At 64.3% G+C, this 13,286-nt stretch carries 13 protein-coding genes; 8 read left to right on the top strand and 5 right to left on the bottom strand.

Annotated elements, in window-relative coordinates:
- Positions 1-59 precede the first annotated feature (59 nt).
- Complete coding sequence (locus SKP52_RS02230) at positions 60-1,532, bottom strand: phytoene desaturase (RefSeq protein ID WP_039571255.1); 1,473 nt, start codon at positions 1,530-1,532, stop codon at positions 60-62.
- Positions 1,529-2,686 carry a lycopene beta-cyclase CrtY gene (gene crtY, locus SKP52_RS02225; RefSeq protein ID WP_039571251.1) on the bottom strand — a complete coding sequence of 386 codons (1,158 nt, stop codon included), beginning with the start codon at positions 2,684-2,686 and terminating at the stop codon, positions 1,529-1,531. The genes SKP52_RS02230 and crtY overlap by 4 nt, the downstream gene beginning before the upstream one ends.
- A 74-nt stretch (positions 2,687-2,760) precedes the next feature.
- On the opposite strand from crtY, the gene SKP52_RS02220 reads away from it, so the two are divergent.
- The 5 genes from SKP52_RS02220 to trmB all read left to right on the top strand — a co-directional run bounded on the left by SKP52_RS02220 (position 2,761) and on the right by trmB (position 7,590).
- Positions 2,761-3,528, top strand: a complete 768-nt coding sequence (locus SKP52_RS02220) for a sterol desaturase family protein (RefSeq protein WP_039571248.1) — start codon at positions 2,761-2,763, stop codon at positions 3,526-3,528.
- Positions 3,500-3,883, top strand: a complete 384-nt coding sequence (locus SKP52_RS25125; RefSeq protein ID WP_081997172.1) for a DUF2141 domain-containing protein — start codon at positions 3,500-3,502, stop codon at positions 3,881-3,883. The genes SKP52_RS02220 and SKP52_RS25125 overlap by 29 nt, the downstream gene beginning before the upstream one ends.
- A 33-nt stretch (positions 3,884-3,916) precedes the next feature.
- Positions 3,917-5,506, top strand: a complete 1,590-nt coding sequence (gene lnt, locus SKP52_RS02210) for an apolipoprotein N-acyltransferase (protein ID WP_081997171.1) — start codon at positions 3,917-3,919, stop codon at positions 5,504-5,506.
- A 65-nt stretch (positions 5,507-5,571) separates the two neighbouring features.
- Entirely contained in the window at positions 5,572-6,792 is a 1,221-nt protein-coding gene (gene metK, locus SKP52_RS02205) for a methionine adenosyltransferase (protein WP_039571244.1), read from the top strand.
- Between the two features lie 84 nt (positions 6,793-6,876).
- The gene (trmB, locus tag SKP52_RS02200; protein ID WP_039571242.1) at positions 6,877-7,590 is read left to right on the top strand and encodes a tRNA (guanine(46)-N(7))-methyltransferase TrmB; all 714 of its coding nucleotides are present in this window, start codon (positions 6,877-6,879) and stop codon (positions 7,588-7,590) included.
- 243 nt (positions 7,591-7,833) lie between these two features.
- On the opposite strand, the gene SKP52_RS02195 is transcribed toward trmB, so the two are convergent.
- Together SKP52_RS02195 and SKP52_RS02190 are read right to left on the bottom strand one after the other, a co-directional pair.
- Positions 7,834-8,664, bottom strand: a complete 831-nt coding sequence (locus SKP52_RS02195) for an alpha/beta fold hydrolase (RefSeq protein WP_039571237.1) — start codon at positions 8,662-8,664, stop codon at positions 7,834-7,836.
- A 297-nt stretch (positions 8,665-8,961) separates the two neighbouring features.
- A complete protein-coding gene (locus SKP52_RS02190; RefSeq protein ID WP_039571235.1) occupies positions 8,962-9,297 on the bottom strand; it encodes a hypothetical protein in 336 nt (111 codons plus the stop codon).
- An 83-nt stretch (positions 9,298-9,380) separates the two neighbouring features.
- On the opposite strand from SKP52_RS02190, the gene SKP52_RS02185 reads away from it, so the two are divergent.
- Together SKP52_RS02185 and SKP52_RS02180 are read left to right on the top strand one after the other, a co-directional pair.
- Positions 9,381-10,307 carry a LysR family transcriptional regulator gene (locus SKP52_RS02185; RefSeq protein WP_039571233.1) on the top strand — a complete coding sequence of 309 codons (927 nt, stop codon included), beginning with the start codon at positions 9,381-9,383 and terminating at the stop codon, positions 10,305-10,307.
- A gap of 124 nt (positions 10,308-10,431) precedes the next feature.
- Positions 10,432-11,199 (top strand): sulfite exporter TauE/SafE family protein, encoded by a 768-nt coding sequence (locus tag SKP52_RS02180; protein ID WP_039571229.1) that lies wholly within the window; start codon positions 10,432-10,434, stop codon positions 11,197-11,199.
- Positions 11,200-11,364: 165 nt separating this feature from the next.
- Here the strand turns inward: SKP52_RS02180 and SKP52_RS02175 are convergent, their stop codons facing one another.
- Complete coding sequence (locus SKP52_RS02175) at positions 11,365-11,916, bottom strand: hypothetical protein (RefSeq protein ID WP_039579436.1); 552 nt, start codon at positions 11,914-11,916, stop codon at positions 11,365-11,367.
- Positions 11,917-12,107: 191 nt separating this feature from the next.
- Between SKP52_RS02175 and SKP52_RS02170 the strand changes: the two genes are divergently transcribed.
- Positions 12,108-13,244 carry a beta-ketoacyl-ACP synthase III gene (locus tag SKP52_RS02170; protein ID WP_039571228.1) on the top strand — a complete coding sequence of 379 codons (1,137 nt, stop codon included), beginning with the start codon at positions 12,108-12,110 and terminating at the stop codon, positions 13,242-13,244.
- Positions 13,245-13,286 lie beyond the last annotated feature (42 nt).

Here is a 13,286-nt window from a genome sequence, read left to right as displayed (position 1 = left end):
CTATCCTCGCCTTTGAAGGAAGAACGCCCCTTCGACAAGCTCAGGGCGAGCGGTTGTTTTCATTCAAGCATCAGCGCAGCGGTCGCCTTCGCACTGCCGACAACGCCGGGAATCCCGGCTCCGGGATGCGTGCCGGCGCCTACGAAATAGAGATTCGAAATCACGTCGTCGCGATTGTGCGCGCGAAACCACGCGCTTTGCCACAGCACGGGCTCAAGGCTGAAAGCGCTGCCGAGATGCGCCGACAGGTCGCGGCCGAAGTCGGCGGGGGTGTAGTGGAAGCGCGTGACGAGGTTGGCGCGGAGCCCAGGGGCGACACGGCGCTCGACTTCGCCCAGGATCGCATCGGCAAAGCGCTCGCCGAATTCGCCGTCCCAGTCGGCCTTGGCCTTGCCGAGATGCGCGACGGGGGCGAGCGCGTAGAAGGTCGAATGGCCGGAGGGCGCCATGCCGGGGTCGGTGATGCTGGGATGGTGGAGGTAGAGCGAGAAATCTTCGGGCACGACGCCGCCATAGATATCGTCGAGCAGCCCCTTGTAGCGCGGGCCGAAGAGGATGCTGTGATGCGCGACGTCGGGATAAATGCCCTTCGCGCCGAAATGGACGACGAACAGCGATGGCGACCAGCGTTTGCGCGACAGGCCCTTGGCAACCTTTGCCCCGCGCGGATGGTCGGCGAGGAGCGTCCGGTAGCTGTGCATGAGGTCGCCGTTGCACGCGACCATATCGGCGTCGCCGTGCCAGCCGCTTTGCGTCGTAACGCCCGTGGCGCGGTCGCCCGCGGTGTCGATTTTTGTCACCGGATCGCCGAGACGGAGCGTGCCCCCCAATCGCTCGAACAGCCGCGCCAGGCCGCCGACGAGCTTGTTGGTGCCGCCGCGCGCGAACCAGACGCCGCCGTCCTTCTCGATCGTGTGGATCAGCGCATAGATGGCGCTCGTCGTCATCGGGTTGCCGCCAACGAGCAGCGTATGGAACGACAAAGCCTGTCGTAGCCGCTCATCCTGCACATAAGAGGAGACGATTGAATAAACGCTGCGCCACGCCTGATATTTCATCAGCGCGGGCGCCGCCTTGATCATCGCGGCGAAGTCGAGGAAGGCGACCGTGCCGAGCTTCACATAGCCCTGCTCGTACACGCCCTTCGAATAGGTAAGGAAGCGGTCGTAGCCTTCGACATCGGCGGGATGGAGCTTTGCGATTTCGGCGCGCAGCGCGGCCTCGTCGTTCGAATAGTCGAAGTTCGTCCCGTCGGGCCAGTTGAGGCGGTAGAACGGCATCACCGGCATCAGGTCGACGTCGGCGGCCATATCCTGCCCGCTCAGCGCCCAAAGCTCTTCGAGACACGGCGGATCGGTGATCACGGTCGGTCCGGCATCGAAGGTGAAGCCGTCCTTTTGCCAGTGATATGCGCGCCCGCCGGGCTTGTCGCGCGCCTCCACGACGGTCGTTTCGACACCCGCCGATTGCAACCGGATAGCGAGGGCGAGGCCGCCGAAACCGGCGCCGATGACGATTGCGGTGCGCGTCATTTCCAGTCCAGTTTCGATAGCGCTGCGATCGCCCGGCCGATGGGCACGGGCGGCTTGCCGGTAAGGAGGCGCAACTTGTCCGCCGCCGTCGACCGACCGGCATAGAAGCGCGCGATCAGGCCCGGCGACAAGCGATAGAAGCGTTCAAAGATGCGATAGCGGGTCTCAGGCTCCGAAGCGCGGAACAGCATCGCGCCGAGCATGCGATAGAAACGCTGGCGCCGCCACGACGCCGCCGCGCGGCCGCGAAGGATGGCGGGAAGGTCGGCGCGATCGACAAGGCCGGGCAGCGCCGACGCGGTGCGAACGGCGGCGGGGAGCGAATAGCCGGTCATCGCGTGCGCCATTCCCGCGCGCGCGCCGATCCGCGCGGTGTGATCGGAGGCGAGCCAAAGCCGGTCGAAATCGCCCGCGATGACCACCGGCAGCACACCGCTTTCCTCGCGCGTGGTCGCGTCGGCCTCCCACCCCTGTGCCGCGGCATAGGCGGCGATGCGCTCGCGCACGGCGGCCGCGTCGAGGGTGGCATCGTCGCTATAATAGGTGTCCTCGACGAACAATGTCTCGGCATCGAACGGCAGCAGATAGACGAAACGATAGCCGTCCACCTGCTCGACCGTCGCATCCATCACGACAGGCTGTTCGACGCCGTGGCCTCCCTTGACCCTCAGCGCCTGCCCGACGAATTTTTGCCAGCCGTTGGTCAGCGCCGGGAATTTTCCAGCGCCGCGCGCGTCGATGACATGCTTCGCCGACAGCCGCCCGCCGCGCGCGAGGAGCAGATGGTCGGGCGCGACATGCTTCGCGCGGTCGACGATGACGTGCCCCGCTGGCAGCGCCGCCGCGACCGCTTCGGCAAGCGCTTCGCCGGTGATGCTCTTGTACCCCATGCGCAGCGTCCGGTCGTGCGAGGGGAAGCGGACGTCGTAGCGCGGCCAATGATGGCGGACGAGCGGCGCAACAAGCCAGCGGTCCCTCTTCGCGATGTCGCTGTCGAAAAACGACCAGACATGGTTACCGCCGATCGGCCCCGGCTCGACCAGCCGCACGTCGAGATCGGGCCGCTTCGCCGCGAGCGCTAGCGCAGCGAGGCCGCCGGCGAGCCCGCCGCCGACGATTGCGATATCGCATTTATCGATGTTCGGCCCCACCATCCCCCCGCCTTAGCCAAGCAAGCGCGCGCACGCAAAGCCATTGCAACGCGGAGCCGAGCGACTAGCCTCGCGCGATGACCGGCTGGCCGATCCTTTTTTCCGCACTCGCGATGACCGCGATCGTCGGCGTGCGCTATCTGATTACCAGCGGCGCCTTTGCCTTTGCAACAAAGCTGAAGCACCCTCGCCTCTATCGCGGCCTCGAAAGGCAGATGCGCCGGGAGGTGGGGTGGAGCCTTGCGAGCGCCGCGATTTACGGAATTCCCGCAGGCATCGTCGCATGGGGATGGCAGGCGCATGGCTGGACGCGCATCTATACCAACTGGGACGCCTTTCCACTTTGGTATCTTCCGCTTAGCCTCCTCGCCTATCTACTCACTCACGACACATGGTTCTACTGGACCCACCGTTGGATGCACCGGCCACAGCTGTTCCGCATCGCACACAGCGTCCACCACGAAAGCCGCCCGCCGACCGCCTGGGCCGCGATGAGTTTTCACCCCGTCGAGGCGGTCACCGGCGCGGTCGTCATCCCTGCGCTGGTGTTCCTGATCCCGATCCATGTCGCCGTTCTGGGGCTGGTTTTGGCGATCATGACCGTGATGGGCGTCGGCAATCATATGGGGTGGGAGATGTTCCCGCGCGCGCTTGTTCATGGACCGGCAGGGCGATGGCTGATAACCGCGACGCATCATGAGCAGCATCACGCCGCCTACCGGGGGAATTATGGGCTTTATTTCCGCTTTTGGGACAAGGCGTGCGGCACTGATATCGGCCTTGGCGATTTTTCCGCTGCTCATCGGCGCCGCGAGCATGCCGCCGACGCCTGCTCCGACCGTTGAGGTCAGCGTCACCGGACTGCGCAGCGCGAAGGGGCAGATCCTCGTCTGCCTGACCCCGAACCGCAAGGCCTTCCCCGACTGCAGCAAGGATGCGGACTCGGTGCGTATGGCCGTAAAAGCGGCTGACGCAGGAAATTTCACGGTCCACGCCCCCGCTATCGGCACCTATGCCATCGCGGTCGTCCATGACGAGAATAGCAACAACAAGATGGACACCGCGATCTTCCTGCCGAAGGAAGGCTTCGGTTTTTCTCGCAACCCGACGATCACCGTCGGCCCGCCAAGCTTCAAATCGGCGAGCTTTGCGGTCGCAGGCGACATGCGCCAATCGATCAAGATGAAATATATGCTCTAGTGGGCGTGGCGACGGACAGCTAATAGAGCGCGCGTGACCGCGACCTCTCCCCGCATCGCCGCTTTCGCCGACCGCTGGCCAAAGCTTGTCGCCCTGTTGCTCGGTGCCGTTTCGGCCACCGGCTTCGCGCCGCTGAACCTATGGCCGCTGACGTTGCTTGCGCTGGCGGGATGGATGGCGCTCGTTGCGCAGAGTCCGAAAGGCTGGCGCGCGTTCGGGCTCGGCTGGGCTTTCGGCGTCGGCCAATTCGTCGCCGGCCTCAACTGGATCGCGACGGCTTTCACCTATCAGGCGGCGATGCCGGCGTGGCTCGGATGGATCGCGGTCGTGCTCCTGTCGCTGTATCTCGCGATCTATCCGGCGCTCGCGGCGTGGGGGGCCTGGACCATGAGGCCCATAGGCGGAGCGCATTTTGCCGCACCGTCCTACCTGCTCGCCTTCGCCAGCCTTTGGGCGCTCACCGAATGGCTGCGCAGCTGGATTTTCACCGGCTTCGCGTGGAATCCCCTGGGGGCGATCGCGGTCCCGCACATTGCCGCGCCTGCCCGCTGGATTGGCACCTATGGCATGAGCGCGATCGTCTGCCTGCTCGCAGCCGTCCTGATGCTGGCGTGGTTCCACCGCCGCATCGCCGCCACCGCGCTATTCGGCAGCCTGTTCGTCTTGTGGGGCGCAGCATATCTGTCGCAAATCGGCGGCGGCGCCGATAGCGCCGTCCGGTCCAAAGGCACGCAACGCATCCCCATCACCGTCGTCCAGCCGAATGTCGGGCAGGAAGACAAGTGGGAGGGCAGCAAGGCCGACGCCAATTTCGCCAAGCTCGCGCGGCTGACGACACCGAAGGACGACACGCCGCGCCTGATCCTCTGGCCCGAGGCGGCGGTGCCCGATTATCTCGAGGCGGGCTATCCGGCGCCCTATTACGACCGCTCGCCCGTCGAGGCGCGCTTGCGGCTGATCAAGCTGATGAACCGCGACGACCTGATGCTGCTCGGCGCGCTCAAGCTCGAGCTCGACAAGACGGGCGACGTCGTCGGTGCGCGCAACGCGGTGATGACTGTCCACGCCGACGCCACGCTCGGCCCGCGTTACGACAAGGCGCATCTTGTCCCTTATGGCGAATATCTGCCGATGCGCCCGATCCTGTCGGCGATCGGCCTGTCGCGGCTTGCCCCCGGCGACATCGATTTCTGGCCCGGACCCGGCGCCCGCACCCTCGACCTTGGCGCCTTTGGCCGGGCGGGGCTGCAAATCTGTTACGAGATCATCTTTTCGGGACAGGTCGTCGACCGCGCGCACCGCCCCGATTTCATCTTCAACCCGTCGAACGACGCCTGGTTCGGCGGCTGGGGTCCGCCGCAGCATCTGGCGCAGGCACGGCTGCGCGCGATCGAGGAAGGGCTGCCCGTCGTCCGCGCCACCCCGACGGGGATCAGCGCGGTGATCGACGCCGACGGCCGCATCCTCGAATCGCTGCCGATGCATAGCGCGGGCCGGATCGACACCACGCTCCCGCGCGCCCATGCGCCGACTCTGTTCGCCCGATATGGCAATATTCTGCCCGTCGGTTTTGCGTTGCTGCTGCTCGTGCTGGCCATTGCCTTTCGCCGCCGCGGGCGTTAACAGCGCGCCCACATAAAGCTTTCTTTATATCCGATTCCCCTCTTACCCGTTCAAGAAGGTCTCCCATGCGCAACAGCTTCCTCTTCACCTCCGAAAGCGTGTCCGAAGGACATCCCGATAAGGTGTCGGACCAGATCAGCGATTCGATCGTCGACCTGTTCCTGTCGAAGGACCCCGAAGCCCGTATCGCGTGCGAGACGCTGACCACGACCCAACTCGTCGTGCTCGCCGGTGAAATCCGCTGCAAGGGCGTGTTCGAGAATGACGAATGGGCTCCCGGCGCGCTCGAGGAAATCGAAGCGACCGTGCGCAACACGGTGCGCGAGATCGGCTATGAGCAGGAAGGCTTTCACTGGAAGAGCTTCCGCTTTGAAAACAACCTCCACGGCCAGTCGGCACATATCGCGCAGGGCGTCGACGAAAGCGGCGACAAGGACGAAGGCGCGGGCGACCAGGGCATCATGTTCGGCTATGCGTCGGACGAAACGCCCGATCTGATGCCCGCGACGCTCGATTACAGCCACAAGATCCTCGAGCGCATGGCGGCCGACCGCAAGGCTGGCATCGCGCCCTTCCTCGAACCCGACACCAAGAGCCAGGTCACGCTGCGTTACGCCAACGAGCGCCCGGTCGAGGCGACCGCGATCGTCGTATCGACCCAGCATGCGCCGGGCTATTATTTCCACAATGGTGAAGGCGACGAAGCGAAATATACCGAGCTGCGCAAATATGTCCTCGGCGTGATCGCCGACGTGCTGCCCGCCGAGCTGCTGACCGCGAACACTGTCTATCACATCAACCCGACCGGGCGTTTCGAGATCGGTGGCCCCGACGGCGACGCCGGGCTGACCGGCCGCAAGATCATCGTCGATACCTATGGCGGCGCCAGCCCGCACGGCGGCGGCGCGTTCAGCGGCAAGGATCCGACGAAGGTCGACCGTTCGGCGGCCTATATCACGCGCTATCTCGCCAAGAATATCGTCGCCGCGGGCCTTGCGCGCCGCTGCACGATCCAGCTGAGCTACGCGATCGGCGTCGCCGAGCCGCTGTCGATCTATGTCGACCTGCACGGCACCGGCACCGTCGATGAAGGCAAGATCGAGGCGGTCATTCCGCAGCTCGTGCGCCTGACGCCAAAAGGCATCCGCACCCACCTCGGCCTCAACAAGCCGATCTACAAGCAGACCGCGGCGTACGGCCATTTCGGCCGCACCTCGGAAGGCGACAGCTTTCCGTGGGAACGCACCGACCTCGTCGACAAGCTCAAGGCTGCGCTCGCCGATTAATCCGTGTCGCGGGCGCGCTTGGCGCGCCCGCCTTTGACCGCCGTGCGCTTGCGGCCTCCGCGCTGCGCGGCTAGGGCGCGCGCCATGACTGCTTACAAACCCGGCGACCCGACCACGATCAACCGCCTCTATGGCCGTTCGAAGGGCAAGCCTTTGCGCGCGGGCCAGCAGGATCTGGTCGATACCTTGCTGCCGCAAATCGCGGTGCCCGCCGAAGGCGAGGTCACCGCCGAAGCGCTGTTCGGTTACGACCGGCCGCTGCATTTCGAGATCGGCTTTGGCGGCGGCGAGCATATGGCAGGGCGCGCCGACATGCTGCCCGACCATGGCTTCATCGGCGCCGAACCTTTCCTCAACGGGGTTGCGCAGGCGCTGGTCCATGTCGCGGGCGATCATGGCGAGCGGCTGCCGCTGGGCAATGTCCGCATATATTTCGGCGATGCGCTGGAGGTGCTGCGGCGCATCCCCGACGGGGCGCTGAGCTTCGCCTATCTGCTCCACCCCGACCCCTGGCCCAAGGCGCGCCATGCCAAGCGCCGGATGATGAACGACGGGCCGCTCGACCTGATTGCGGCAAAACTGAAACCCGGCGGCGAATTCCGTTTCGGCACCGACCACCCGATCTACCTTCAGCACGCGCTAATGGTCATGCGCCGCCACCGCCATCAGTTCGAATGGCTGGCGCAGGATTCGAGGGATTTCCAGCTCCGCCCCGGCGGCTGGCCCGAAACGCGCTACGAAGCCAAGGCGCGCACGCTTGGACATGAAGTCTGGTATTTCCGCTACCGGCGGATCTAGTCGGCCCCCTCGCGCTTTGCGGCGTTCGCTTCCCGCAAGCGATTTTCGCGCATCGTCAGCTCTACGTACCGGCACAGCGGGACCGCGACCTTGGCGGCCGGCCGATCGGGGGGCGTTTCGCGGCGGGGTTTTTTGCCGGACATAATGGGCAGCGCCCTAACCATGCGCCGCGCGCAAACAAATGGGCGGCCAAGGCCGCCATCGCGCGCGAACGTGCGATGGCGGCCTCGATTAGCGGTCCGGTCAGCCCTGGATAAAGGCGAGGATGTCGGGATTGATGACTTCGGGATGCGTCGTGCACATGCCGTGCGGGAAGCCGTCATAGCTTTTGAGCGTGCCGTTCTTCAGCAGCTTGGCCGAAAGCGGGCCCGAATCGGCATAGGGGACGATCTGGTCGTCGGTGCCGTGCATCACCAGCACGGGCACGTCGATGGCTTTCAGATCGTCGGTGAAGTCGGTTTCCGAAAAGGCCTTAATGCAGTCGTAGTGCGCCTTGGCACCGCCCATCATGCCCTGACGCCACCAGTTGTGAATCGTGGCCTCCGAAATCTTGGCGCCCGGGCGGTTGTAACCGTAAAAGGGGCCAGCAGCGAGATCGTGAAAGAATTGCGACCGGTTGGCATTCTGTGCGGCGCGCAGCTCGTCGAAGGCTGTGATCGGCAGGCCGCCGGGATTTTTGTCGGACTGGACCATCACCGGCGGCACCGCACCGATAATCACCGCCTTGGCGACGCGGCCCGGCTTGGCGCGCGCGACATAATGGACGGCCTCACCGCCGCCGGTCGAATGGCCGATGTGAATCGCGTCCTTGAGGTCGAGCGCGTCGGTCAGTTCGGCGACATCGGCTGCATAGGTGTCCATGTCGTTGCCGGTCCAGGTTTGGCTCGATCGGCCGTGGCCGCGGCGGTCGTGCGCGATGACGCGAAAGCCCTTTTCGAGGAAGAACATCATCTGGTTATCCCAATCGTCGGCCGAAAGCGGCCAGCCGTGGTGGAAGACGATGGGGGTGGCGTCCTTCGGGCCCCAATCCTTGTAGAAGATTTCGGTGCCGTCGGTGGTTTTGATGAAGCTCATGTCACTGCCTTTCGTTGCGGGGCGAATGGGATGCTGTAATAGCGATACCCGCTTTCGGCCTCGGACGCGGCGGCTTAAATCATCCATAGGTTTAAGAGCCTGGCCCTTCGGCAAGGCAGGGTCGCGCATTTCATGGTCGTTTTGGTGACATGCGCTGCGTGCCTGGAGTTCCGGGGCGCGGCGGCACAAAATAAGAGGGGCGGCCCGTTCAGGAGCCGCCCCAGTTATGTGGATCCGTCGGGGAGAGGGAGAGGACGGTCCGGAGATTGGTGTATCGGTACGTCTTAGCGCCCCGCCTTAACGGGAGGCCATCTGGCTGTCGGTGTCGACTTCGGCGACGCCGGCGATCTTCAGCGCGGCGCGGAACTGCTTGGCGGCGGCGCGTTCATTGCCCGCTTCGCACAATTTCTTGCCGGTCGAGACGAAGCGTTTGGCGCTGGCCTGCTTGCCGCCTTCGACGCCGCCGGCGGCGACATGCGCCTGCTCGGCGAGGCCCGAGCAGCGATAGTCGCTGGCCGACTGGGCGTAAGCGGGGGTTGCCGTTGCCATCAGGCCGGCGAATGCAAGCGTCGAAGCGGCGACTATTGCAAAGGCAGCAGGAAAGCGGCGGAATGAGGAGAGCTGATAGGCCATGGGAGAGGTTCCTTTCGTTTCGTTGTGCAACCTTTTTAGTCGCGGTTGCGCACATAGATAATCCTCTATAATCTGCAAGTGCTTTGAAGCAGGATTTAACAATCCCCCATGGGGTGCTCGACGGGATCGAAGCTTTCCTGCGTGTCGCGGAACGGCGGAGCTTTTCCGCCGCCGCGGTCGACCTTGGCGTTTCTCCGTCCGCGATCAGCCAGATCATAAAGGGGCTGGAAGCGCGCGTCGGCGCGCCGTTGTTCATGCGAACCACGCGCAGCGTCGGGCTGACGCAGGCGGGCGAAATGTTCCTCGAGCGCGCCGCGCCTGCCTATGCGGGCCTCGGCGACGCCTACGAAGCCGCGCGCAATCTCGGCAACCGGCCCGCAGGGCGGCTCCGCATCAACCTGATGCGCGGCGCGGTGCAGCCCTTGTTCGAACCGATCATCGCCGGCTTTTGCGAAACCTATCCCGAGATCGAACTCGAAATCTATGCCGAGGATGCGCTCGCCGACCTTAGCGCCGGCGGTTTCGACGCCGGGGTGCGGATGGGCGAATCGCTCGACGCCGATGTGATCGCCGTCCGCCTGACCGGCCCGTTCCGCTTCGTCGCCGTCGCGACCCCGGGCTATCTGGAAAAGCACGGGCGTCCGGAAAGCCCCGACGAACTGCGCAACCATCGCTGCGTGCGCATGCGCCTGGGAAGCGGCGCGCTGATGCCCTGGACGTTCGAGAAGGGGAATCGCGAGATCGAGGTCGGGGTGACGGGTCCGGTGATCGTCAACGACTTTACCGCGATGATGGTCGCCGTTCACGCCGGCGTCGCGATGGGCATGACCGCCGAGCCGGTGGTCAAGGCACAGGTCGCCGCGGGCGCGCTCGAACTGGTGCTGGGGGATTTTGCCTGCTCGACCTCGGGTCTGTTCCTTTATTATCCCAGCCGCAAGCAGGTGATGCCTAAATTGCGCGCTTTCATAGACTATGTGCGCGATTACCTGCCCGACGACGTGACGGGCTAGGTGGGCATCGAGCGTTCGATTGAGCGCGGAAACAAATCCCTCTGACGCCAGCAGAAAAATTGCGCTGGCGAATCCCCGGAAAACGCGGCAGCGCGTTGTCAACTGAACCGGTTGGGATGAAGAGATGATCGATTTCGCGTCTATCGATTTTACGGCGTTGATGCCTTTCATCCTCATCGGCTTCGCGGCGCAGCTGGTCGATGGCGCGCTCGGCATGGCGTTCGGCGTTATCTGCAACACCCTGCTCGTCGCCGTACTGGGCGTCCCGCCCGCAACGGCGTCGGCGCGCATCCATGTCGTCGAAATCTTCACCACCGGCGCATCGGGGCTCAGCCATTTATTCCATCGCAACATCGACTGGCCGCTGTTTTGGCGGCTGTTGATCCCGGGGGTCATCGGCGGCGTTCTGGGCGCCTATGTCCTCTCGTCGCTTCACGCCGACGTCGTGAAGCCTTTTGTCCTCGGCTATCTGGTGCTGATCGGCGTGTGGCTGCTCATTCGCGGCCTGCTCTATCCCCCCAAGATAGCAAAACCCAAGATCGTCGCGCCCCTCGCGGTCGTCGGCGGCTTCCTCGACGCGGCGGGCGGCGGCGGCTGGGGTCCGGTCGTGACCTCGAACCTGCTCGTCCAAGGCGGCGAACCGCGCAAGGTGATCGGCACGGTCAACAGCGTCGAATTCTTCCTCGCCCTCGCGGTGTCGGCTGCGTTCATCTGGAACCTCGGCTTTGCCGAGATCTTGGGGCCCACGCTGGGGCTGATCATCGGCGGTGTGGCGGCCGCACCGCTCGGCGCCATGATGGCCAAGCGCTTCTCGCCGAAAGTGATGTTGGTCATGGTCGGCATCGTGCTGACCGCGACCAGCGCGTTCGGGCTGTATCGGGCGCTGGTGTAATATTGGCCTGAAGGCAGGTTACGACCGGTTGCGGACCTACCCATCATCGTCATCCCGGACTTAATCCGGGATCCACAGCTGCACCGTCGTCATGGATCCCGGATCAAGTCCGGGATGACGAAAGACAGTCAGCGAACGTCGGCTTCCCACCCCAAAGCGGACGATTCAATTCGCGGGTCGGGTCTCGTCGATCTTGTCGACCCACTCGGGATAGAAGCTTGGCTCGCGTGCCGACCAGCCCGGCGCGGTCGCCGCGGCTTCGCTGATCGTCTGGAGGAGCAGCTTGCGCTTGTCGGGATGCAAGTGCGGCAGCGACGCTGCGGCACAGAAGGCGCCGGGCAGCCAAGGCCGCGCATGCGCGCCGAGCAGCCGTTCATAGAGGAAGCGGTAAGGGGCAAAGGCATGCAGCCGGTCCTGCCCGAGGTCGAACGCCGAAACCGCGATCAGCGGCGCCATGAAATGTTCGAGCGCGTCGAGCCCGCTGTCGTCGGGAATATGCCCGCGGATTTCGACGAGCCGCTGATAGACGCGCGCCTGGACGCGGATCGCGGTTTCCTCGACCATGTCGCGCGACCAGCGCGAAATGGCATCGTCGCGTTCGAGCCCGATGTCGAGCGAGCGGCGGATGTACCGCTGCGTCGAGGCAGGAAAGCCCGCGAATTCCTTGATTTCCGATATCGACAGATCGCCTGCTGCCGGTCCCGAACGCGTCGCCATGGTCATGCTCCCGCACGGCGCCCGAGGAGCCATCCCCCCGGAGGCCTGCATCAAACAGTCTGCCACCAAAATGGTTAGTGGCGGGTTAACCATGGTGTCGGACATTGTTCAGCAAGCTGTGGGGCGTTGCGCAGCGCCGCGACGGAGCCTAATCAGCGTGTCTTGAAACTGTAAGACACATGAGAGCCACCATGTCGCATTCACCGCAGCCGGTCATTTCGTCGACCGGCCTCTTCACCCCCGCCGAACGCATCTCCAACGAAGAACTTGTCGCCAGTTTTAACGCTTATGTTGCGCTGCACAATAGGAAAAATGCAGACGCCATCGCGGCGGGCGAAATTGCCGAACTCGCGGAATCGAGCGTCGAGTTTATCGAAAAGGCGAGCGGCATCGGGTCGCGCTTCGTCGTCGACAAGGCGGGCATCCTCGACCCCGAGCATATGGCGCCGCGCATCGCGGAGCGGAGCAATGAGGAGCTGTCGATCCTTGCCGAAATCGGCGTTTTGGCAGCGAAGGATGCGCTCGCGCGCGCAGGGCGCGATGCGGGCGAGGTCGACGCCGTGCTATGCGCCGCGTCGAATATGCAGCGCCCCTATCCCGCGATGGCGGTCGAAATTCAGGACGCGCTCGGCATCGACGGCTTCGGTTTCGACATGAATGTCGCCTGCTCGTCGGCGACCTTCGGCATCCAGACCGCCGCGGACTATATCCGCGCGGGGCATGCGAAGAGCGTGCTGGTGGTGAACCCCGAAATCTGTTCGGGGCACCTCAACTGGCGCGACCGCGACAGCCATTTCATCTTCGGCGACGTCGCGACCGCGATCCTCGTCGAGGACAAGCATATCGCGCCGGCCGGGCATTGGGATATCCTCGGCACCAAGCTGAAGACGCAGTTCAGCAATAACATCCGCAACAATTTCGGCTTCCTCAACCGCGGACATGGCGGGATCGACCAGTCGGGACCGAAGAGCGACAAGCTGTTCGTCCAGGAAGGGCGCAAGGTGTTCAAGGAAGTCGTGCCGTGGGTCGCCCATCTGATCGTCGAACAGATGGAGGTGCTGAACCTTAAAGGCAGCGACATGCGCCGTCTGTGGCTACATCAGGCAAACACCAACATGAACCGGCTGATCGCTCAGCGCGTGCTGGGGCATGAGGCGAGCGAGGATGAAAGCCCGACGGTGCTCGACACCTATGGCAATACGTCGAGCGCGGGGTCGATCATCGCCTTTCACCTGAACCATGAAGATATGGTCGCGGGCGATACCGGGCTGATCTGTTCGTTCGGCGCGGGCTATAGCGCAGGGACGGTGTTCGTGCGGAAGACGTGACCCCAACCTGGCCGCGGGAGCAATAAATAGGGACTGTCCCTA

Source organism: Sphingopyxis fribergensis (assembly GCF_000803645.1).
Taxonomy (GTDB): Bacteria; Pseudomonadota; Alphaproteobacteria; order Sphingomonadales; family Sphingomonadaceae; genus Sphingopyxis; species Sphingopyxis fribergensis.
Note: the sequence above shows the minus strand (reverse complement) of the source record. Positions and strands in the feature narration are given on the sequence as shown.